This is a genomic window from Streptomyces canus (genome assembly GCF_001514145.1).
GTDB classification, from domain to species: Bacteria; Actinomycetota; Actinomycetes; order Streptomycetales; family Streptomycetaceae; genus Streptomyces; species Streptomyces canus.
Genome location: NZ_KQ948665.1, coordinates 24,551 through 45,296, shown reverse-complemented (window position 1 = coordinate 45,296; position 20,746 = coordinate 24,551). Strand labels below are relative to the sequence as shown.

General features: G+C 69.1%; 21 protein-coding genes. 6 read left to right on the top strand and 15 right to left on the bottom strand.

The features are described 5' to 3' along the window. The 8 genes from AQJ46_RS29165 to AQJ46_RS29130 are packed head-to-tail and all read right to left on the bottom strand — an operon-like array spanning position 1 to position 8,959. Positions 1-1,014, bottom strand: a complete 1,014-nt coding sequence (locus tag AQJ46_RS29165; RefSeq protein WP_208617005.1) for a methyltransferase — start codon at positions 1,012-1,014, stop codon at positions 1-3. After that, a complete protein-coding gene (locus tag AQJ46_RS29160; RefSeq protein WP_059208406.1) occupies positions 1,011-2,324 on the bottom strand; it encodes a tryptophan 2,3-dioxygenase in 1,314 nt (437 codons plus the stop codon). The genes AQJ46_RS29165 and AQJ46_RS29160 overlap by 4 nt, the downstream gene beginning before the upstream one ends. Further along, a complete protein-coding gene (gene speD, locus AQJ46_RS29155) occupies positions 2,321-2,710 on the bottom strand; it encodes an adenosylmethionine decarboxylase (protein WP_063803860.1) in 390 nt (129 codons plus the stop codon). Before speD ends, AQJ46_RS29160 begins: the two co-directional genes overlap by 4 nt. After that, positions 2,707-3,921 carry an ATP-grasp domain-containing protein gene (locus AQJ46_RS29150; protein ID WP_059208404.1) on the bottom strand — a complete coding sequence of 405 codons (1,215 nt, stop codon included), beginning with the start codon at positions 3,919-3,921 and terminating at the stop codon, positions 2,707-2,709. The genes speD and AQJ46_RS29150 overlap by 4 nt, the downstream gene beginning before the upstream one ends. Next, positions 3,908-5,137 carry an MFS transporter gene (locus AQJ46_RS55550; protein ID WP_063803857.1) on the bottom strand — a complete coding sequence of 410 codons (1,230 nt, stop codon included), beginning with the start codon at positions 5,135-5,137 and terminating at the stop codon, positions 3,908-3,910. Before AQJ46_RS55550 ends, AQJ46_RS29150 begins: the two co-directional genes overlap by 14 nt. Further along, on the bottom strand, positions 5,134-6,555 hold the full coding sequence (locus AQJ46_RS29140; RefSeq protein WP_159064061.1) for a coproporphyrinogen-III oxidase family protein: 1,422 nt from the start codon (positions 6,553-6,555) through the stop codon (positions 5,134-5,136). The genes AQJ46_RS55550 and AQJ46_RS29140 overlap by 4 nt, the downstream gene beginning before the upstream one ends. A gap of 8 nt (positions 6,556-6,563) precedes the next feature. After that, on the bottom strand, positions 6,564-7,736 hold the full coding sequence (locus tag AQJ46_RS29135) for an ATP-grasp domain-containing protein (protein ID WP_059208631.1): 1,173 nt from the start codon (positions 7,734-7,736) through the stop codon (positions 6,564-6,566). Between the two features lie 47 nt (positions 7,737-7,783). Next, positions 7,784-8,959, bottom strand: a complete 1,176-nt coding sequence (locus AQJ46_RS29130) for an ATP-grasp domain-containing protein (protein ID WP_059208402.1) — start codon at positions 8,957-8,959, stop codon at positions 7,784-7,786. Between the two features lie 199 nt (positions 8,960-9,158). On the opposite strand from AQJ46_RS29130, the gene AQJ46_RS29125 reads away from it, so the two are divergent. From AQJ46_RS29125 to AQJ46_RS29115, 3 genes are all read left to right on the top strand, one after another. Then, a complete protein-coding gene (locus AQJ46_RS29125; RefSeq protein WP_059208630.1) occupies positions 9,159-9,896 on the top strand; it encodes an AlkZ-related protein in 738 nt (245 codons plus the stop codon). 328 nt (positions 9,897-10,224) lie between these two features. Further along, complete coding sequence (locus AQJ46_RS29120; protein WP_059208401.1) at positions 10,225-10,782, top strand: glycoside hydrolase family 25 protein; 558 nt, start codon at positions 10,225-10,227, stop codon at positions 10,780-10,782. 27 nt (positions 10,783-10,809) lie between these two features. Further along, the gene (locus tag AQJ46_RS29115) at positions 10,810-11,352 is read left to right on the top strand and encodes an MOSC domain-containing protein (RefSeq protein ID WP_057616280.1); all 543 of its coding nucleotides are present in this window, start codon (positions 10,810-10,812) and stop codon (positions 11,350-11,352) included. A gap of 40 nt (positions 11,353-11,392) precedes the next feature. Here AQJ46_RS29115 and AQJ46_RS29110 read toward each other — a convergent pair whose 3' ends face one another. Further along, a complete protein-coding gene (locus AQJ46_RS29110) occupies positions 11,393-12,070 on the bottom strand; it encodes a FadR/GntR family transcriptional regulator (protein ID WP_057616805.1) in 678 nt (225 codons plus the stop codon). A 244-nt stretch (positions 12,071-12,314) separates the two neighbouring features. Here AQJ46_RS29110 and AQJ46_RS29105 point away from each other — a divergent pair, with 244 nt between their 5' ends. Next, a complete protein-coding gene (locus tag AQJ46_RS29105; protein ID WP_059208629.1) occupies positions 12,315-13,940 on the top strand; it encodes a 2-isopropylmalate synthase in 1,626 nt (541 codons plus the stop codon). Beyond that, on the top strand, positions 13,937-14,725 hold the full coding sequence (locus AQJ46_RS29100) for an ABC transporter ATP-binding protein (RefSeq protein WP_059208400.1): 789 nt from the start codon (positions 13,937-13,939) through the stop codon (positions 14,723-14,725). The genes AQJ46_RS29105 and AQJ46_RS29100 overlap by 4 nt, the downstream gene beginning before the upstream one ends. A 60-nt stretch (positions 14,726-14,785) precedes the next feature. On the opposite strand, the gene AQJ46_RS29095 is transcribed toward AQJ46_RS29100, so the two are convergent. Then, positions 14,786-15,004: an EF-hand domain-containing protein gene (locus AQJ46_RS29095; RefSeq protein ID WP_020121116.1), complete on the bottom strand. Its 219-nt coding sequence runs from the start codon at positions 15,002-15,004 to the stop codon at positions 14,786-14,788. A 175-nt stretch (positions 15,005-15,179) separates the two neighbouring features. On the opposite strand from AQJ46_RS29095, the gene AQJ46_RS29090 reads away from it, so the two are divergent. Further along, positions 15,180-15,860 (top strand): GNAT family N-acetyltransferase, encoded by a 681-nt coding sequence (locus AQJ46_RS29090; protein ID WP_059208399.1) that lies wholly within the window; start codon positions 15,180-15,182, stop codon positions 15,858-15,860. Here the strand turns inward: AQJ46_RS29090 and AQJ46_RS29085 are convergent. From AQJ46_RS29085 to AQJ46_RS29065, 5 genes are all read right to left on the bottom strand, one after another. Further along, positions 15,831-17,015 carry a YncE family protein gene (locus tag AQJ46_RS29085; RefSeq protein WP_059208398.1) on the bottom strand — a complete coding sequence of 395 codons (1,185 nt, stop codon included), beginning with the start codon at positions 17,013-17,015 and terminating at the stop codon, positions 15,831-15,833. The genes AQJ46_RS29090 and AQJ46_RS29085 overlap by 30 nt on opposite strands. Before the next feature lie 14 nt (positions 17,016-17,029). Continuing rightward, complete coding sequence (locus AQJ46_RS29080) at positions 17,030-17,761, bottom strand: polysaccharide deacetylase family protein (RefSeq protein WP_059208397.1); 732 nt, start codon at positions 17,759-17,761, stop codon at positions 17,030-17,032. A 42-nt stretch (positions 17,762-17,803) separates the two neighbouring features. Further along, complete coding sequence (locus AQJ46_RS29075) at positions 17,804-18,412, bottom strand: ATP-binding protein (protein ID WP_079072469.1); 609 nt, start codon at positions 18,410-18,412, stop codon at positions 17,804-17,806. A gap of 157 nt (positions 18,413-18,569) precedes the next feature. Beyond that, positions 18,570-19,337 (bottom strand): enoyl-CoA hydratase/isomerase family protein, encoded by a 768-nt coding sequence (locus AQJ46_RS29070; RefSeq protein ID WP_059208395.1) that lies wholly within the window; start codon positions 19,335-19,337, stop codon positions 18,570-18,572. Between the two features lie 88 nt (positions 19,338-19,425). Then, positions 19,426-20,664 (bottom strand): L,D-transpeptidase, encoded by a 1,239-nt coding sequence (locus AQJ46_RS29065; RefSeq protein ID WP_208617003.1) that lies wholly within the window; start codon positions 20,662-20,664, stop codon positions 19,426-19,428. Positions 20,665-20,746 lie beyond the last annotated feature (82 nt).

Genomic DNA, 20,746 nt, shown 5'->3' with positions numbered 1-20,746 from the left:
TCATGTCCGAGCTTCCAGTACCGAGGACCGCGGTCCCTCGGTGACGGATGTGAGGCGGAAGCCGCCCCGGGCCAGCAGGCTCTCCCACTGGGGCCGGGTCCGCTCCTGGCCACCCAGCAGCACCAGCATGTGCAGATCGAGCAGCCCCGCGGCGCCGGCCCCGGCGTTGTCCGGGAGCACATGCTCGACGATGAGCAGGCGGGAGTCGGCGTCCATGGCCTCGCGGCACCTTTGCAGGATGCGCACGGCGTCACGGTCCGCCCAGTCGTGGAGAATCTGCGACAGGACGTAGACATCGGCGCCCCGCGGGAGCCGCTCGAAGAAGTCGCCCTCGGCGACGGTGGCCCGGTCGGCGACTTTGGCGTCGGCCAGCGCCGGGGCCGCGGCGGCCACCACATGGGGCAGGTCGAACACCGTTCCCCGCAGATGGGCGTTGCCGGTCAGCAGCCGGATCAGCAGAGCGCCGGTGCCTCCCCCGATGTCGACGACGGTGCCGACGCCGGACCAGTCGAGGCCCAGCAACGGCAGCAACCGCAGCTCGACGAGTCCGGCCTGCCCCTGGTCGAAGCGCTTGGCGGCGTCGGGGTGTTCGGTGAGCCACTCGAAGTAGGGCTGACCGAAGACAGCGGGGAATGCGGCTTCCCCGGTGCGCAGCGAGTGATCCGCGGCCTCCCAGACCCGGTAGGCCTCGCCGCCCATCAGCTCCACCAACTCGCGTAGCGAGCCCGGGGTGTTTGCACACAGCAGGGTGCCGAGCGGAGTGAGACCGAAGACGTCCGGCGCCACCTCGTCGAACAGGTCCTCTCCGGCGAGCACCCGGAGGAATCGGCCGAGCGCTCCGGGATGTGCCCCCACCGCCGGCGCGAGTTCGGCCACCGGCAACGGTCCATCCGCGAGGCGGTCGGGGACGCCGAGTTCGCAGACGGCGGAGACGGACCGGGACACCAGGTATCCCATGATCTTGCGGCGGAGCAGCTCGTTGTGCCGGACTGCGGTTGCCTCTTCCTTTGTCAACGTTCTCCCTTCCCCTTCAGCGCCGGGAACAGCGGTGCCTCGGAGGTGGTCTTCAAGTAGGAGGCCCCGGCGGTGCCGCCGGTGCCGGGGACCTCGCCGATGATGCGCAGCGTGATGCCCCAGTGGCTGCGCTTCATCCCGCGCCATGACGTGTCCAGGCGCCTGAGTTGCTCGGTGAGCCGGTCTGCGCCAGGGCGGGTGCAGACGTCGGTCCATACCTCCTGAAGGGTCGGTCCGGTCCACAAGGCGTCCTCGACACCGGACGGTGGGCGGGGCGCGCACGCCGCTTCGATGCGCCGGTAAGAGCGGGACTGGACCGCACTGCGGCCGCTGGTGTACCCGCGGATCACCGCGAACGACTCGACCGGCATGGTGCTCAAAAGCCGGAACAGGGCCGGGAGCACGGTCATCCGATCGGTGACGGTGGCCAGGGCGTCGGCCGCCTCGTCGAGCCGCCCGTCGAGGAGGGCGTCGCGCGATTCGGTGACGGCCAGTCCGATCTGCTCGTACAGCGCTTCGAACACCTGGATGGAGCGGATGAACATGATCTCGTCGTGCAGGCGGGTGACCGGAAGCAAGGAACGGGCAACGGACTGCGCCAGCAAGGGGGACACCAGCTCCAGGACGGTCTTCGCGGCGCGTTCCGATGCCTCGGCCAGCGGCTCCAGAGAGTCCTGCGTCCGCGCCAGAGCCGCGGCTACGTCAGCGGTGCCGGACGGGTCGAGCGGGTAGTCGGGGGCGAGTTCGCCGGACAGGACCAGCAGTCGCGCCGTCGCTCGGAGACGAGTGCGGACCGCGGGCACCGGTGCCCCCAACCGGGCTGCCGCTGCCTCCGTGCGGAGGAGGTCGCCCAGGACCGCCACGGTGAGTTCGTCCAGGCGGGAACGGAGCCGGTTGCGCCCGCCACCGTGCGGCGGGGCTGCATCGACATCCTCGCCGTGATCGGCTCCTGTCGCCAGCAGGTGCGGACGCAGGCCCGCGTAGGTGACGTATCCTCCGGTCTCCTGGTCACGGGTCATCGGGAGCCAAGCCGCCAGGAACGCGTCCTGCCGGTTCGCGGGGATGGAGGAGAGGCGCCGCACCAGGGCCGGATCCGCCTGGGCGCGCCCCACCGACTGGAAGTGCGTGACTACTTCCGTGTAGGGGAATAACGAGAGGAATCGATTCTCCCAGGCGTCCAGGGCCGCATGCGCGTCCGAGCCGACCCGCTGACGGCTGGTGGCGTCCGCGGTGGCCTCACAGGCCGCCCCCAGACCCGTGCCGCGCCGGACGAGTTCCTCGTGTGCCGCCCGGACCTCCTCGCCGATCATGCGGCGTACCCCGCGGAAGCCAGGACGCGGACCGGCTCCCCACGACTCAGCACGCTGGTGCGGTGCTCGCACGACCCGAGCGCTTCGAGGACCATGTCCACGATGCGCTGCGGATCACAGCGCGTGCCGCAGGTGAAGGCGTCCAGAAACAACGCTCCCTGCTCGGGATAGGTGTGCACCGACACGTGCGACTCGGCGAGGACGTACACCGCCGTGACGCCCACCGGTTCGAACTCCTTGGTCTGCACCCCGCACAGTTCCGCCCCACTGGCCTCGATGCCCTTCCTGACGGCCTCGAGAATCAGCTCGTTGTCTTTGATCCGCTCTGCGGCGATGCCCACGACATCGCACAGCACATGGGTCCCGGAGAAGGCGTACTCGCTCATACCGACCACCGCAGAGCGTCCGAGGCCCATTGCGCACACTCGTGCAGAGCGGCTTCCACCGCCGCGTTGTCGGTGCCGCGTACGACGAACGACACGACGGCGTCCGTCGACGCCGTGGCCCCGGTGTAGGCGGCGGGGAGTTCGTCGGGCAGGCGGCACTGGACCACCGAATCGGGCAGGCGCATGTCCGTGATCTCCTCCAAAGTGCCCCGGCGCGGGGGCACGAGGAGCCAGCCGTAGCACTCGAGTCCACGGGCGACGGGGACGTCGCCGCAGCTCACCCCGGCCTGGTCCCGGAACCAGAGCTCGACAGGGTTGACTCCCGTGCTGAGGGTGAGCGTCTCGTACACGTGCCCCCCGCCCAGGCGCGCACCGATCTCGCAGAAGTACAGCTCCTCCGTGTCCTCGTGGAGGAACACCTCGAGGTGAAAGGGGGTGAACCCGGTCGGGGGGAGAGCGGCGACGACTCTCTCGGCGAAGTCGACGAGGCGCTCCCCGAGCGGGTCGTGCTCGTCGAGCTGGGCACTGCCCAGACTCTCTCCGTCCGCGAAGGACAGACACGAGTTGACATAACGTGAGGGAAGGGCGAAGAGCACCTTGCCCTCCTGCATGAAGCCGTCGACATGGTGGACAGCACCCGGCAGGTAAGCCTCGATCAGAACGTCGTCCGGATCGTGGCCGGACAGCTGGGCCGTCAGTTCGCCCACGTCGTGGACCACGGCGACGCCACGCGATCCGTAGCCCAGCCGCGGCTTGACGACCACCGGCCAGCCGGCCCGCTCTGCGAACTCCTGGGCGTCGGCGTTTGCGGCGGGGGCGAGGAACCGGGGCGTCGGCACGGCCGCGGCCACAGCGGTCTTCATGGCGTGCTTGTCCCGAAAGACCAACGCGTCCGCCCCGGTGAGTCCGGCGATCCCGTGCCGGTCGCGCGCCCGGGCGAGCCGCAGGATGTCATCCTCGGTCCCGTGGACGACGGCGGACACAGGGTGCTTGGCGCACAGCCGGTCGACATGGGCGATCACGGCGTCTGAACCGGAGTAGTCGGCGACCGGTATCACCTCGCCGAACTGGCCGGCGTATCCCGGCCCGGCCTCCTCACTGGTGATGAGCACGACCCGGTCCGCCACCTCGGCCAGCCACTCGCCCACCGGCGTGACCTGGGCTGGAATCCGGTGCGCCAGCAGGATCAGGCCGTCGTCATACGTCCGCACCGACGGTCACCTCCGTTCGTCCGTTGCTCACCGCGGTCTTGCGCCTCGACATCAGCAGCGGCGCGCACACGAATATCGACAGGGCCATCACCACGAAGTAGACGGCGTCGCCGCCCAGCAGCAGTCCGCCGACGAAGGGGCCGGCGAAGAACCCGAGGTAGCGGATTTCGGCGACGCCGAAGTAAGTGCCTTTGCGGTCGTCTTGCGCGATCTCGTGGACGGCGATGTCGGGCAGCGGCAACAGCACGCCCTCACCGACGGTCCAGAAGACGATGCCCAGGTAGAGCATGAACAGGCCTTCGGTAGCGGCGGCGTAGAAGCACAGGAACGACAGGGCGAAACCGACGCAGCCGATGACGACCATGAGGTTTGGCTGCACCTTCCGCGACAGCCACACGATGGGTACCTGGAGCAGCAACGCCAATACGGCGTTGGCGATGAAGAGGCCTGCGAAGTAACGCACGGCGTCCTCGCCCCACTCGCCCGCGATATACAGCGGAATCATCGACTCGAACTGGGAGAACACGAAGAAGATGACCAGCCCGGCGGCCGTCGCGGCGAGCAGCAGCCTGTCGCGCAGAGCAGCGCGGAGCGGGAAGCGCGGACTTCTGTCCTCGGCGCCGCCCTCGAGCGCCGCAAGCCGCTTGCGGCGGGCCAGAATCAGCAGAAGGTAGCCTGTGTAGAACGTGGCCGGAACGGCGAAGAACGCGACGACGCTGATGTTGTAGAGGACTCCGCCGATCGCCGGACCGACGATGCCGCCGAAGCACAGGACCATGTAGCGCACGCGGAAGATACGACCGTCCTCGTCGGCCGCGAGCGACATCAGTTTCTTGCCGCCGGGCTCCACGAAGAGGCGGGCCACGCCCAGCCCCAGGAGCAGGCAGACGATCGCGGCCGCCCCGTCCACCACACTGAGTCCCACGTAGATGCCCACATACGCGGAGAGCCCCAGGACCATCATGGGCACGGTGCCGAAGCGGTCGACGAGCATCCCGCCCAGGACGCCGCCGACCGAGGCGACGAGCGCGATGGATCCGACGACGGCCCCGATGGACACCTCGGACAACGAGGTGTGGGAGGCCAGATAGATCGATGCGAAGGGCATGGCCGCGAAGAACGCGATGGCGTTGAGCAGCGAGCCGGCCGCGAGCAGCGCCTGCGTACCGTCGACCTGCCACAGTGGCGGAGCCTTCTTGCCGGCGGGCTCGTTCACTGGGCCGAAGCGATCGGGAGCAGGGGAAGCATGCGGTCGTCGCCGTCGGTGAGGCCCTTGGTCCTGCGCTTGAGAGCGGTGAACTCGTCCAGCACCTTCTGGTCCGAGGCCGGCGAGAGGTAGTACATCATGTTGGCGTACCAGACCCAGCCCAGCTCGGTGATCCGGAACTCCTCCGCGTCCTCCTCCAGCATTCCCTCGGAGACCAGCAGGGCGAGCTTGCCGGTGAGTTCGTCGGGGATGTGCTCCCAGGCGATGCGGCTCTTGTCGAGCCAGCCGAAGTAGGGCAGATGCAGGATGATTCCCCGCTCGTAGGGGATGCCGTCGCCGACAGTGAGGTTGATCTTCACGTCGTCGTTCTCCAGCAGGTTCTTGACGTACGTGACGCGGTTTTCGTCGTTCATCACGGTGTAGTTGGCGACCTGCGAGATGGCGCTGTTGCCCAGACCGATCAGCTCGTCGTCGTGGTACGACCAGGTGTGGGTGTTGTACAGGTTGAGGTAGTCGCGCGAGATGAAGGGTGTCGTCGGCCGCTGCCCCTCGGGCAGGCGGACATAGCCGTGCCCGTTGTGCTGCTGGAACCCCGAGGCGCGCATGTACTGATTCAGGTAGATGGTCATGGCCATCTTGTCGATGAAGCTCGGCGGCTTCAGGTCGCGCGCCGCGTAGGAGTGGTGGAGCGGTGCCTGGGTGACGACGTTGCTGATGGGGTACAGCTCCATCGTCGGAGTACCGAGACTCGTTGCGTATTCGATGTCACGGGAGAATTGCTCGAACGTCTGTCCGTGCATCCCGTAGATCATGTCGAAGCTCGTGTGCTCGAAGTACCGCTTGAAGAGCTCGACCGCGGCATACTCCTGCTCGATCGTCGCGGTGATGTTGAACAGTTCGCGGTACAGCGGGTCGAAGCTCTGCAGGCCGAACCGGACCTTGTCCACGCCGATGTCCCGCATCGCCGCGCACTTCTCCTCGGTCACGCTCTTGACTTCGGCCTCGAAGGTGAACTCCTGCAGCTTGGAGAGGTCGAAGTGGTCGCGCACGGCTTGGCCGATACGGGTGATCTGACCGGCGGTCAGCGTGGTCGGCGTGCCGCCACCGAAGAAGATCGCACGGATCGGTATCGAAGTGGCCTCGGCGTAACGGCCCTTGAGTGCGATCTCTTTGAGCAGTGCCTGAACGTACGTCTCGATCTGCTCGTCCCCGGTGCTCCCCAGGCCCCGATTGAGCGTGCAGAAGGTACATATCGTGTCGCAGAACGGTATGTGGAAGTAGAGCGCGCGAGACCGAACTCCCTCTGTCCGCATCCCGGAGTGGAATTCGTGGTGCGTGACCGTGTCCAGCTCCTGGCCCTTCATCGGGTAGAGCCAGTTGTAGAAGGGGAGCTGACGGTCGAACTTCATCAGGGTCTTGCCGGGCATGAGGTTGATCATTTGAGTTCCAATCGCACGCTTTGACGGACAGTGCGCAGCAGGGCGTCGACCTCGGCCGCGTCCCGGCCGTGGACGAGCACGAAAGCGGTGAGGGATCCGAGATCGCGGGTGAGGGGCACGAAGTCGCCGGGAGCGACGCAGGGGTAAACAGCGTCGACCCCGGCCGCCAGCCGGACCTCGTCCAGGCCGGCCAGCTCCGTGAGCACTCCGGGCCGTTCGTCGTTGCGCAGGCAGCAGATGCCCAGCGCCGCATCGAATCCGAGGTCGCGGGAAAGCAACCCTGTGTCCTCGCCCAGGTAGGCGGCGAGGGTGTCGTCGTAGGGACGGATGGCGCTGTGCAGGCGCCAGTGGTCGGTCATGTGCGCGCCGGGAAGGCGACTGGCCAGCTCCACCAGGCAGGGGCCGGCGGCATCCGTCTTGATCTCCGTGTGGCTGGGACCCAGCCACACCTGGTAGGCGTCCAGCGCCTCCAGGACGAAGCGTTCCGCGGTCGGCCAGTCCGGATCGTCCGGGCGGAGCTGGACCAGGTCCCAGTACGGCTGGTCGTAGTCGCTGCTGCCGGGCTGCCGGTACTCCCACATGTCCAGCACCCGGTGGCGGCCGTCCTGGCTGAAGCAGTTGACGGCGATCTCCCGGCCGCGCACATACTCCTCGACCAGCCATTCCTCGTTCACGCCGCCGAACAGGTCGTGAGCCGGAAGGTCATCCACGTCTGCCAGAGCCGGGAGAACGGTCACCCCGTGCGAGCCCGCACCACGCTGCGGCTTGGCGATGGCCGGTAAGCCGATCCGGGACGCGGCCTCGGCGACCTGGTCCCGGGAGACGACCTCGAAGGCGGGAACCCTGATGCCCGAATCCACGGCGTGTCTTCGCATCGCCGCCTTGGAGCGCCGGGCCGACGCGGTGACCGCCGGATTCCCCGGCACCCCGAGCAGCTCGCTCAGCCGGTCCCCGATCTCCACCGACGGCTCGGTGGTCGGGACAACCGCGCGGATCCGCCCCGTCAGCCGACCGACGGCCTCATCCGCGTCCGCGGCGTGCACGACCTGTTCGTCGTCAAGCTGGTAGTCGGGGTCGTAGGACGCGAGCAGCGTCTCGTCCAGGGTGTACAGCGAGATGGTCGGCAGAGCCCGACGGCGGCAGGCGTCCTTGAACGGGTGCCCGGTCATGGCCGGGTCCACCAGGACGACGCTTCCCCCGTGAGCCGGGGACCGGCTCACGCAGTCACCGCGATGCGCAGCTCGTCACGCACACGGGCCAGCACTGCATCGAGTTCCCGCCGGTCGGGGGCTTGGTAGACCACCATGCCGACTCGGTCCATCGAGGAGCGCAGCTCGTGGACCTCGTCGCCTGGTGCCACATCGATCTCGATCTTCACCACGCCGGGGAGCTTCTCCACCCGCTCCACGCCCTCGATGGCGCTCACCGTGCCGGCCGGGGGCGTCGGGAACCAGACCGAGGCCACCCGCGGTGGGATCCCTGCCACGCCGGGCGGCAGGTTGAGCGGGAGTCCGCAGGCCGCTGCGACCGCGGCGTCGTAGAGGTCGACGTCAGTGGCGGCCTGGATGACGTCCATCAGGTAGTCACCGGGCGTGCGGGTGGCGATCTCCACGATGTGCGGGCCACGGGAGCAAAGGATGAGCTCGAAATGCACGACGCCGGTACGCATGCCCAGCGCCCCGATCACCTGTCGCAACAGTGTCGAGATCGCCTTCCGGTCCCCCGTGTCGAGACCAGCGGGTACGTGGTGGGCCAGCTCGACCCGGTAGGGCGCCACAGTCGTTGTCTTCGCGGTGACGCTTTCGAAGACCGGCGCGCCATCGACGACCAGAGCCTCGACGCTGAACTCGGGACCGTCGAGGTACTCCTCGACCAGGAACGAGGCCTTCCCGGGCTGCTCGTTCACCCAGGCCCGCAGTTCGTGGGGATCGGCAGCGATCCTCACGCCCAGACTGCCCATGCTGGACAAAGGTTTCAGCACCACCGGGTAGCGGCCGGCCGCAAACGACTCGGCAGTCCTCGCGTCCCGGGCATGCAGGTACTCGGGCTGGTTGAGGCCTGCCCGGCCGAACACCTCGCGCTGCATCAGCTTGTTGCGGGAAGTGACTGCGGCTCGCACCCCGGGCCCCGGCAGGCCCAACTCCTCGGCCAGCATCGCGGCAGCGACGATGTGCTGCTCCGAGAAGCCCAGCACGCCCGCCACCGGTGCATCAGCCAGGGCGGTGGTGGCCGCGGCCAGCCAGCCCTCGTCGTCCGTCGCCGTCACCGGGTACACCTGGTCGCCCGGGCCCAGAGCGGCCTTGGTCTCCTCCCACCCCAGTGCGGCTGAGGTGTCCAAGACCGACACGTCCAAGCCACGCGCGTGGGCCCGACCCAGATAGGGGCGGCCCATCCAGCCGCACCCAACCATCAGTAACTTCCCCATAAGTTCCCCCAGTTGTCGGGACCTGTGGTCCGCGGCGGGCCTGATCATTCATCAACTCCCAGCCGACAAGCAAGGCTTGTTTTGCATCGGCGTGGCGCGTAGGTTCACATCGCGAATGTCCACATGGTGGACGCGGACAGGTGTCGGGAAGTCCGGTGTGAAGCGCATGGGGGGATTTCGAGTGGCAGGCGGCACCGTCACCGAGGCACGCCGGGAACGCTGGTGGCAGAACGGCCCTCCGCTGCGCTCCCTGGAGGAGGCGCAGGAGTACATCGAGGATGTCGACATCTCGCTGCTCTTCGGCGGAGGGGCCGCTCGCTACCCGTCTCTGCGCGAGGCCTCACGCGACGAATCCCTCCCCCGCCTCCCCTCCGGGTGGGGACCGGACCTGGAGGCGATGTGGACCTGGAAGGACACGCTGCCCGTCCAGGGCCGCGCCTGGCTGGGCCGCTACCTTTCCGGCAAGCAGACCCTGCTCTCCACCCAACTGCTCGCGGACCTCTACGAGTTCGAGGGCAAGGAGGACGACGTTCTCTCGGCGACCGGCCTCTCCGAGGAGGCCGACCGCCTGGCGGGCCTTCTCCTCGACGAAGGGCCGATGCCGACTCGCGCGCTGCGCGATGCCGTCGGAGCGACGGGCAAGAGGTTCGACCAGGTGATGACCGAGCTCGGCCGTCGCCTGCTGATCACCAACTATGGTGTCGAGGAGGGCCCCGGCTGGGCCAGCTGCGTCATCGAACTGACCGCACGGGTCTTTTCCGTGCCGTCGCACGGCAGCCGCGCCGAACGCGACGCACGGGCGGCGGCCCGTTTCGTCGACACGATGGTCGAGGCGAAGCCCGCTGCCGTGTGCCGTGCCTTCGGATGGACGCGGGAAAGGGCCACTGCGAGCCTCAAGTCCTGAGGCACGGATCGAGGTCCAACCAGGCGGCCAGTGGCGCCTCGCCTCCAAGCGGCGCAGCAGCCGTCCGGTGATCACCCCCTCGCTGTTCCGCAAACGCAGTTTGGTCGCCGGTCTGGCGATCGTGGGGCGCGAGCGAGCAGTGGCGACACGTCCCCCCATCGACAATTCGCTCCATTCCGGCCACAACGGACCAGTACGGCGTGTCCCGCGGTCGGCGCAGGTTGCCGTGCCGCCCGGACCGGCGCCCGCGCGCAGACGAGGTTCCTCCGCCGGCATGTGGGGCATCATCAACTACCGTCCCCCCAGCCAAACTTCAGGGAGCCCCCACATGCTCCGCGGCATCGATGTCAGCGCCTACCAGTCGTCCACCTACAGCACGGAGGGCCTCTCCTTCGTCTTCATCAAGGCGACGGAGGGCCGTTCCTACACCAACCCGAAACTCTCCGCGCAGACCAAGCACGCCCGTGACGCCGGACTGGTCGTCGGCTTCTACCACTTCCTCTGGCCCGGCAATCTCACCGCCCAGGCCGAGTACTTCGTCAAACACGCCCCCGAGAAGGGGGGCGACATCCTGGCGGTCGACTGGGAGACGACGGGCGACGGCACCCACGCGAGCAACGCGGAGAAGGACAGCTTCATCCGCAAGGTGAAGCAGCTCCGCCCGAACAACCGGGTCGTCCTGTACTGCAACCGGCACTACTGGTTGGACGTGGACAACACGTCGTACGCCGGCGACGGGCTCTGGATCGCCGACTACGTCACGGCCGGCAAGCCCCGCATCAAGGCCAAGTGGCGCTTCCACCAGTACACCGAGGACCCCGTGGACAAGAACGTCGCCGACTTCGCGAGCAAGGCGGCCCTGCGCGAGTGGGCGACCGACTTCTGACCGGCGCCCTGATCGTAGGCTGTCCTCATGGGCGGGAAGATAGCTGCGGTCAGCAGCAACGGGACGTACTCCTTCACCAAGCCGAACCGCGAGAGCATCACGCTGCTCGCCGGATTCGGCGTGGAGGGGGATGTTCATGGCGGAGCGACGGTCAAGCACCGTTTCCGGATGAAGAAGGACCCCTCGCAGCCGAACCTGCGGCAGGTGCACCTGATGCACGAGGAGTTGTTCGAGGAGCTCCGCGTGGCCGGGTTCGAGGTCGGCGCCGGGCAGCTCGGGGAGAACGTGACGACGCGGGGCGTCGACCTGCTGGGGCTCTCGGTGGGGACCCTGCTGCACCTGGGCGACCAGGCCGTCGTCGAGGTGACCGGTCTGCGGAATCCGTGTGCGCAGATCGACGGCTTCCGCAAGGGCCTGCTGAAGGAGGTCGTCGGACGGGGTCCGGACGGGAGCGCCCGCTTCAAGTCCGGGATCATGGGGGTCGTCGCGGTGGGAGGTGTGGTGCGTCCCGGGGACACGATCGGGATCGAACCGCCGGCCGGACCGCACCGGCCGCTCGACATCGTGTGATCGCCCGGGGGCCGGTACGGCGGCGGTTCCTCCCCGACGCTCAGCCCGCGAACGGATCCTCCAGTTCCGCCCGCAGAATCTCCGCCGCCCCCTCCGCGTCCCCGTCCGCCACCGCCCGGACCAGTGCCGCGTGGGCCTCGTCCGCGGTGTTGGGGTCGTCGTCGCGCAGGGCGGTCAGGGCCAGCAACTCGATCAGGCCCTCGCGCAGGACGGGAGTGAATTCCCTGAACAGGTCGGCGAGTACGGGGTTGTGCGCGGCCGCGACCACCGCCGCGTGGAAGGTGATGTCCGCGTCGACGAAGGCCGCGTCGGAGGATGCGGAGGCGGCCCGTCGGCCCTCCAGCGCGCGTTCCATCGCCGTCACGTCCTCCGGGGTACGGCGGCGCGCGGCGAGGCGGGCCGCGTGGACCTCCACCGCCATGCGGACCTCGTAGACGTCCGTGACCGCGGCCCGGCGCAGCCGCGTGGGCCAGTCCTCCACCGTCCGCGTCGCGGTGACGAAGACCCCCGCGCCCTGTCTCGGCTGCACCAGCCCCGCCCCGGCCAGCGCCCGCAGGGCCTCGCGGACCGTGGAGCGGCCGACGCCCAGTTCCTTCGCGAGCGTGGTCTCACCGGGCAGCTTGGTGCCCACGGGCCAGTGGCCCGCGGTGATCTGCGCGCGCAGTCGCTCGGCGGCCTGTTCGACCAGGGGACTGGGGCGGACGGGGCCCAGCGGCATCTGCGGTTCACCCACTCGTACGAGGCAAAGGACGGTACTCGGTGAATTCTCACTTGTCTGAGGACCTGAGGGGTGGCTAGCCTACCGGCATGACGCTCAGCGGTCTGCTCCTTCTCGGCTGCCGCGGCGGGGCCTGACGCGACCGGCACCCCGCCGCGGGACGCCGTGCTGCCGGTCTCCGTCGACCGACCGAGCCGAAGGACCCACCGTGACCTCCGTCTGGAACCCCCAGCGGCCCAGCCCCATGCCCTTCCACCGCTACCGCCCCTTCGAGGACCGCGTGAACGTCCCGGTCAGCGACCGGAGCTGGCCCTCCGCGCGCATCGAGCACGCCCCCCTCTGGGTCCCCGTCGACCTGCGCGACGGCAACCAGGCCCTCGCCGAGCCGATGGACACCGCCCGCAAGAGCCGCTTCTTCGACCTGCTGGTGCGCACCGGCTTCAAGGAGATCGAGGTCGGCTATCCCTCCGCGAGCCGCGCCGACTTCGACTTCGTACGGCATCTGGTGACCGGCGGGGCCGTCCCCGACGACGTCACTCCCGTCGTCTTCACTCCGGCCCGCACCGACCTGATCGACCGTACCTTCGACTCGATCGCCGGACTGCCGCGTGCCGTCGTCCATCTGTACATCGCAACCTCACCGGTGTGGCGGGACGTCGTCCTGGGCCGGGACCGGAGGGAGGTGTGGCGGACCGTTCGGGAGGCGGCCGAGCACATGGCGCGGCGGGCCGAGGCCCTCAAGGGCACAGCCGTGCGTTTCCAGTTCTCCCCCGAGACCTTCAACCTCACCGAGCCGGACTTCGTCCTGGAGCTGTGCGACGGACTGACAGAGCTGTGGGACGCGAGCCCCGACCGCCCGGTCACCCACAACCTGCCCGCGACCGTCGAGATCGCCACCCCGAACGTCTACGCCGACCAGATCGAGTACGTCGACCGCCACCTGGCCCGCCGCGACGCCGTGATCCTCTCCGTCCACCCGCACAACGACCGCGGCACCGGCGTCGCCTGCGCCGAACTCGCCGTGCTGGCCGGCGCCCAGCGGGTGGAGGGCTGTCTGTTCGGCAACGGCGAGCGCACCGGCAACGTCGACCTGGTGACCCTCGCGATGAATCTGTACGCCCAAGGGGTGGACCCGATGGTCGACTTCGGCGACATCGACGCCGTCCGCGAGACGGTCGAGCACTGCAACCGGCTGCCCGTGCACCCCCGCCATCCGTACGCCGGCGAACTCGTCCACACCGCCTTCTCCGGCACCCACCAGGACGCCATCAGCAAGGGCCTCGCGCACCGGGTCGGGCACCCGGAGGAGCCCTGGCAGGTCCCGTACCTGCCGATCGACCCGGCCGACATCGGGCGGACGTACGAGGCGGTGATCCGCGTCAACTCCCAGTCCGGCAAGGGCGGAACGGCGTATCTGCTGCGCACCCACCACGGCATCGACCTGCCGCCCCGCATGCGCCCCGACTTCTCCCGGGCCGTCCAGGAGGCCACCGACACGAGCGGCCGGGAGATGAGTCCCAAGGAGCTGTACGAGCTGTTCAGGGCCACCTATCTGAGGGAGGGCGAGGTCCGGCTGCACGACGGGACGGCGTACGAGGAGGCGCCCGGCGTCCACCGCTTCGTCGGCACGCTGGAGTGCGACGAGCGCGTCGGCGACCACGAGGGCACCGGCACCAGTCCGCTCTCGGCCTTCGTGGACGCGCTCGCCGGTGCCGGGTACGCCGTCGAGGTCGTCGACTTCGCCGAGGACGGCACGGCGGCCTACGCCGAGTGCCGCGTCAACGGCCGTACGACGGCCTGGGGCGCCGGCGTGGGTCCGGCCGCCGGCGTCCAGGCCGTGCTGTCCGCGCTGAACCGGGCGATGCGGTGACGGAGGTCCTGCGCGCCGAGGACGTGCATGTCGTCCGGGACGGGAGGCCGATCCTCCAGGAGGTCTCCCTGACCGTCCGGGCCGGCGAGCACTGGGCGCTCCTGGGCGCCAACGGCGCGGGCAAGTCCACCCTGCTCAGCCTGTGCGGCGCCCTGGTCCACCCCACCCGCGGCACGGTGGAGGTGCTGGGCCGCCGGCTCGGCCGGGTCGACCTGCGGGAGCTGCGCGCCCACGTCGGTCACGTCGACCCGCGCCATCCGCTCACCGAGCCCCTGCGGGTCCGGGACATCGTGCTGACCGGGCTGACCAACTCCGTCGCCCCGCTCCCCCGTTGGCGGCCGACGCAGGGGCAGCGGGACAGGGCCGCCCGGCTCATCGGCACCCTCGGCCTCGCCGACCTCGGCGACGCCCGCTGGCCTACGCTCTCGCAGGGTCAGCGCGGCCGTACGCTCATCGCCCGCGCGCTGATGCCCGAGCCGCGGCTGCTCCTTCTCGACGAACCGGCGACCGGCCTCGACCTCCCGGGCCGGGAGCAGCTGATCGAGGCCCTGGGCGCCCTGCGCCGGGAGCATCCGGCACTGGCGACGGTCCTGGTCACCCACCATCTGGAGGAGCTCCCGGCCGGCACCACCCACGCGATGCTGCTGCGCGAGGGCCGGGTCCTCGTGCAGGGTCCGGCGTCGGACGTCCTGACCGGTGACCAGGTCGGCAAGTGCTTCGACCTGCCGCTGGTCCTTGAGCGCCACGACGGTCGCTGGACGGTACGGATCCGGGGCGGGGCATGACGAAGGGGGCGCTCACCGAAGCTTGCCGAAGCTCGCGGAGCGCCCCCCTCACCGTCGGCTCTACTTGTTCAGGAAGGCCCAGAACTCGTCGAACGACAGGAGCTTGTCGCCGTTCAGGTCGCGGCTCTTGATGATCGCCTCGGCGACCGACTCGGTCACGTTCCAGTCGCCGCCCTGGGCCAGGGCGGACTTGAACTCGGCGGCGGTGATGGTGCCGTCCCCGTCCGCATCGATCCGCTCGAACTGCTTGCGTGCTTCCTCGATGTCGATGTGCGCCACCGGTCCGCCCCTTTTCTTGCCTTCGTCGTGTCCTGCCGGCTTACTGCCGCAGGTCAGATTAGCCGCCCGCCCCGACGTCCGGTGCGGCGACCACCCGGGGAAAACCGCGGTGCCGTCCTCGATCATGTCTGCGAGTGTGGGTCTTCCACTGGGTGGCGTCTCGAGGAGCGGTGTGATGGAGACCTTGCGGGACATTCTCGACGCGGCGGCCCGCGGTGTCTTCCCGCCCGCGGACGGCGGCACGACGGTCGTACCGCAGGCATGTCACCGGGACGCGGGCGTGCTGTCCTTCACGGCACACTCGGTCGTCTTCACCGACGAGGACCCCGAGTGGGTCCACGCCACCCTGCGCGGCCTGGACTGCGACGCGCTGGCCGCGACGCTGAACCCGCGGTTCCTGACCGCCCTCCTGGACCGGACCGGACGCAGGTCCGAGACCATCGACGCGATGCTGGTCGCCGACCCGCTGCCGGGCGGAGCGCCGCTCGCGCTGAAGGAGATCGAGGACGCGAACCATCCCCGGGTCGCCTACGCCCGCAGGCGGCGCGACGACATCCGGGCCTGGACCGCGCAGGGCGGGGTGCTGGTGACGGGGCGCGGGGTCGGCGGTCGCCTGGAGGTCTCGGTGGAGGTGGACGAGGACGTACGGCACCGGGGGCTGGGGCGTGCGCTGGTGACCGCGGCCAGGCATCTCGTCACCGAACCGCTGTGGGCCCAGGTCTCACCGGGGAACGCCCGCAGCATGCGGGCGTTCCAGGCGGCCGGTTACCGTCCGGTGGGCGCGGAGGCGGTGCTGCTCGCCACGACCCCGCGGGTGCTCGGCGGTTCAGCGGAAGATGCCGGTGTGACCGAGTGAGTACCGCCCCGGCTGCGGATAGACGGCGAGCCCGTGCGGGCCGCTGCCGACCTTGACGCGGGCCAGCTGCGCGCCGGTGCGAGTGTCGATGGCGTAGACCTCGGAGTTGTAGCGGCCGGACAGCCACAGGACCTTGCCGTCGGCCGAGACGCCGCCCATGTCGGGGCTGCCGCCGTGAGGGAGCTGCCACTTCTTGGTGAGCCTGTTCTGGGTGAAGTCGAAGACGGAGACGGTTCCTTCGCCACGGTTGGAGACATACATCTCGCGCGAGTCGCGGCTGACGTAGAGACCGTGGGTGCCCTTGCCGGTGGGCAGCAGTGTCGGCCTGCCGAAGGTGTCACCGTCCAGGACCCACATCCCGTCGGCCATCATGTCCGCGACGTAGAACCGCTTCCCGTCGGGCGAGACCTTGACGTCCTGCGGCATGGCCCCGTCGAAGGGGAGCTTCTGCTGCCCGATCACCTTCATCTTCTCGGTGTCGACCTTCAGCAGCTCACCGCTGAACTCGCAGGACACGATGAAGTACCTCCCGTCCAGGGAGAAGTCGGCGTGGTTGACGCCGTAGCAGCTGACCGGCACGGTCTTGACCCGCTCCATGGTGTGCGGGTCGCGGAAGACGAGCTCGCGGTCGAGGGAGGCCATCACGACCGCGTACTTGCCGTTGGGTGTGAAGTAGAGGTTGTACGGGTCGTGCACGTCGACCGGCTTGCCTGCCTTCCCGGTCCTCGGGTCGATCGGTGTGAGGGTGTGCCCGCGGTTGTTGTTGACCCAGAGGGTCTTCAGGTCCCAGGAGGGCACGACGTGCTGGGGCTGCCGCCCCACGTGGATCGTCTCGATGATCTCGTACGTCTTCGGGTCGATGACGGAGACCGTGTCGGACTCGGTGTTGGGCACATAGACCCGCGACGGGAAGTCCTTGACCACCGGCGACAGCCTGTTGGGGCGGTCGGCCGCGTACACGTCCTTCGGGTCGAGGAGGGGCGGCATCCCGGGCAGCCCCGGGACCGGCCTCCGCACCGGTTTGACCGGGGCGGGCACGGCCGCCTTGGTGCCCAGGGCCTGGTTCGCCCGGTCCCTGGACTCGGTGCCGCAGGCGGCGAGGGCGACGAACGCGGCGACCGCGATCAGGGCGCTCTTCACGAGGTGGCGCTTCATGGGTGTGGGGCGCATCAGCTGAACAGCTCCGTGGTGGTCACCGCGGCCAGGCCGCGCCGGTCGAGTTCTTCCAGTACGACGGGGAGGGCGGCGATCGTGTCGGCGTACCCGAAGTGCATGCTCACCACGGACCCTTCGCGGATCTCGGCGAGAACCTTGCGGGCGACGACGGGGGCGCCGGGCGAGGTGAAGTCGAGGGAGTCGACGTCGTAGGAGAGGACGTGGGGGTAGCCGGCCTCCTGGGCCAGTCGCGTGACGAGGGGTGAGGCGACGGGCGTGCGGGAGGGCCGGAACCAGGTCCCGACCGACCCGGTGAGCCGCTTCAGCCGTTCCGCGCACCCGGTGATCTCTTCTCTGGCCTCGGTCTCGGACATCGCGTTGATGTCGAGGTGGCGCAGGGTGTGATTGCCGAGGTCGTGGCCGCCGTCGAGAATGCGGCGGGCGAGGTCGGGGTGCGCGTCGAGCCATGTGCCCACGGCGAGGACGGTGACCCGGGCACCGTGCTTCTCGGCTTCGGTGAGCAGGGTGCGGGCGGTCGCGGGATCACCGTCGCCGTGAAAGGTGAGGGCGACCCGGGGGCGGTCGCGGGGGCCGTGGGTGAGCTGGGCGGGGAGAGCGGGAGCTGTGCTGGCGGAACGGACTGGATGGGCGACGGCACCACTGCTGCTCGCACATCCCGCGGCCAGCGCCAGCCCGGCGGTGGCGAGCAGCACTGCCCGACGATCGGTAGCGGTCACCCGCCCCATTTAAGTGGTTATGTCAGAGAATGCCGCTGATCGACCCACCGACTACCTGTCAGCCACCCGCATCTCGAACCAGGTTGTCTTCCCACGAGGCAGCAGGTCCACGCCCCACCGGTCCGAGAGCTTGTCCACGAGGAACAGCCCTCGCCCGCTGACGTCCATCTCCTGCACCGGCATCAGACAGGGCAACCCCCGGGACGGATCGCGCACCTCTATCCGGATCCACCCCCGACGACGCCGCATCCGCAGACCGAACACCCGCGCGCCCGTATGCCGCACCGCGTTCCCCACCAGTTCGGACACGAGTAACACCGCGTCCTCGGTCATCTTCGGAGTGAGGCCCCAGTGCCGAAGAACGATCACCTGGGTCAAGCGCCGCGCGGTCGCCGCGGACTCCGGCCGGGACGGCAACGCGACCTCGGCCTCTGTGGGATTTCCGAACAGTTCGAGCGCCTTCAGTGCGTGCTCGTCCTCGACCGCCGGAGACCAGCGCGCCGCCGTCGTACGGCCGTCTCCCCGCGGCTGTTCGAAACCCTCCAGCCCCGCCATGCCCCCATCATGGCCGCCCACAGCGCCCTCCGGGGCCGTTCCTGACGAATACGCCCCCCGGAATGCGTCGTTCCGACGGAGTCGATCGGCATATGCCAAAGGCACTTTGGTGCCTTCGACAGCCCTGCTGACCTGCGGCGGAGTCTCACTGGGAGGCAATCGACCGGCTCCCTCGACAAGGCAGACTTAAGGTTGCGTTAAGGCTCCCATAAACCGCCCCATCGAGGGACTCGGATCAGACATCGCGTCAATTGCAAGCGGTTCAGAGGAATTTCGCCTTGCCGGGGCCTTCCTCGACGAAGCTCTTCATGCCGCGTTCGCGGTCCTCCGTGGCGAACAGACCGGCGAACCAGTTCCGTTCCACCGCGAGGCCCGTCTCGATGTCGGTCTCCAGCCCGGTGTCGATCGACTCCTTCGCCGCGCGCAGGGCGATCGCCGGTCCCTGCGCGAGCCTGGCCGCCCAGGCGTGCGCCTCGGCGTACACCTCGTCGGCGGGCACGACCCGGTCCACGAGGCCCAGCGTCAGCGCCTCGTCGGCCTTGACCATACGACCCGTGAAGATCAGGTCCTTCGCCTTGGACGGGCCGACCAGCCGGGCGAGCCGCTGGGTGCCGCCCGCGCCGGGGATCAGGCCGAGCAGGATCTCCGGCTGCCCCAGCTTGGCGTTCTCCGCGGCGATCCGGAAGTCCGCGCACAGCGCGAGCTCGCAGCCGCCGCCCAGGGCGTACCCGGTGACGGCCGCGACGACGGGCTTGGGGATACGGGCCACGGCCGTGAAGGCGTCCTGCAGGGCGCGGGCGCGCAGGACCATCGCGGTGTGGTCCATGTTCTGCATCTCCTTGATGTCCGCGCCGGCCGCGAACACCTTCTCCCCGCCGTACAGGATCACGGCACGCACGTCCTCGCGCCGGGTCGCCTCCTCGGCGAGCTCCTTCAACCGGTCCTGGGTGGCCACGTCCAGCGCGTTCATGGGCGGGCGGTCGAGACGGATGGTGCCGACGCCTTCGGCGACTTCGAGATTCACGGTCATGCCAGCAGGTTAACGGCGACTAACGGCAACGGTCCCGGTGCCGTACCTCACACCGGGACCGCGCAAGCCGTGCTTCAGAAGCCGCCGCTCACGCCTTCCACTTCTCCCACGACATGTTCCAGCCGTTGAGGCCGTTCTCCGGCGCGACGGTCGCGTCGTCGGAGTTCTTGACCACGACCACGTCGCCGATCAGTGAGTGGTTGAAGAACCAGGCGGCCGGCACACCGCTGTCATAACCGCCCTTGACGTCACGCAGGCCCACGCAGCCGTGGCTGGCGTTGTAGTTGCCGAAGGCGTCGCCGCCCCAGTAGTTGCCGTGGATGAAGGTGCCGGAGTCGGTCAGCCGGGCGGCGTGCGGGACGTCCTTGATGTCGTACTCGCCGCCGTAGCCGACGGTCTCGCCGTTCATCCGGGTCACCGCGAGCTTCTCACTGATGACCATCTGGCCGTTCCAGGTGTCGTAACCGGGCTTGCCGGTGGTGACCTTGATGGTCTTGATGGTCTTGCCGTCCTGGCTGACCTTCATCGTGTGCTTCTTGGCGTCCACGACGGAGACCTGGTTGCGGCCGATGGTGAAGGAGACGGTCTTGTCCTGCTTGCCGTAGACGCCGTCGCGGCCCTCGACCCCGTTCAGGTTGAGGTCGACGGTGACCTTGGTGCCTTCCTTCCAGTACTGCTCGGGACGGAAGTCCAGGCGGTCGTTGCCGAACCAGTGGCCCTCGACGTCGACCGCGGGCGAGGTCTTGATCGTGATGGCCTTCTCGACGTCCGCGGGGCTGGTGATGCCCCGGGTGAAGCGGATGGAGAACGGCATTCCGACGCCGACGGTCGAACCGTCCTCGGGCGTGAACGTGCCGGTGAAGGTGTTCTTCGGAGTCAGGGTGGTGAAGCTGGAGTCCTCGGCCGCCGTACGGCCCTTGGCGTCCTTCGCGACCGCGTGCACGGTGTAGGCGGTGCCGGAGGCGAGGTGGGTGGACGGCATCCAGGAGGCGCCGTCGCCGGTTATCTTCCCCGCTATCGCGGTGCCCTTGGCGTCCTTGACCTGGACCTCGGTCAGCTTGCCCTTGGTGGCACCGACCTTGAGGGCGCCGCTGGTGTCGACGGACTTCGCCCCGTCCTTCGGGGTGATGGAGACGACCGCCTCGGACTGCTTGGTCTCGGTGGCGGACGAGTCGCCCTTCTCGGCCTTGGCGTCACCGGATCCGGAATCTCCCCCGCCGCAGGCGGTGACGGCCAGCAGCAGAACGCCGAGTATCAGCGCCAGCAGCCCCTTGGTCCCGCGCCCCCGCGCGTCAACCGACGCCCCCGATATCGGTCGCACGTTCAAGTCTTTCTCCCCTCGAAGGGCCTGGTCAGGCCCGCTCCCCAGCGCGTTCCACGAACGCGTTGGCGAATATTAACCGCAGAGT

Coding starts and splice junctions, on each gene's coding strand:
- AQJ46_RS29160 (WP_059208406.1), bottom strand. CDS start 2,324: ATGATCGGCGAGGAGGTCCGGGCGGCACACGAGGAACTCGTCCGGCGC.
- speD (WP_063803860.1), bottom strand. CDS start 2,710: ATGAGCGAGTACGCCTTCTCCGGGACCCATGTGCTGTGCGATGTCGTG.
- AQJ46_RS29140 (WP_159064061.1), bottom strand. CDS start 6,555: ATGCCCGGCAAGACCCTGATGAAGTTCGACCGTCAGCTCCCCTTCTAC.
- AQJ46_RS29135 (WP_059208631.1), bottom strand. CDS start 7,736: ATGACCGGGCACCCGTTCAAGGACGCCTGCCGCCGTCGGGCTCTGCCG.
- AQJ46_RS29130 (WP_059208402.1), bottom strand. CDS start 8,959: ATGGGCCGCCCCTATCTGGGTCGGGCCCACGCGCGTGGCTTGGACGTG.
- AQJ46_RS29125 (WP_059208630.1), top strand. CDS start 9,159: ATGGGGGGATTTCGAGTGGCAGGCGGCACCGTCACCGAGGCACGCCGG.
- AQJ46_RS29120 (WP_059208401.1), top strand. CDS start 10,225: ATGCTCCGCGGCATCGATGTCAGCGCCTACCAGTCGTCCACCTACAGC.
- AQJ46_RS29115 (WP_057616280.1), top strand. CDS start 10,810: ATGGGCGGGAAGATAGCTGCGGTCAGCAGCAACGGGACGTACTCCTTC.
- AQJ46_RS29110 (WP_057616805.1), bottom strand. CDS start 12,070: ATGCCGCTGGGCCCCGTCCGCCCCAGTCCCCTGGTCGAACAGGCCGCC.
- AQJ46_RS29105 (WP_059208629.1), top strand. CDS start 12,315: ATGCCCTTCCACCGCTACCGCCCCTTCGAGGACCGCGTGAACGTCCCG.
- AQJ46_RS29090 (WP_059208399.1), top strand. CDS start 15,180: ATGGAGACCTTGCGGGACATTCTCGACGCGGCGGCCCGCGGTGTCTTC.
- AQJ46_RS29085 (WP_059208398.1), bottom strand. CDS start 17,015: ATGAAGCGCCACCTCGTGAAGAGCGCCCTGATCGCGGTCGCCGCGTTC.
- AQJ46_RS29080 (WP_059208397.1), bottom strand. CDS start 17,761: ATGGGGCGGGTGACCGCTACCGATCGTCGGGCAGTGCTGCTCGCCACC.
- AQJ46_RS29070 (WP_059208395.1), bottom strand. CDS start 19,337: ATGACCGTGAATCTCGAAGTCGCCGAAGGCGTCGGCACCATCCGTCTC.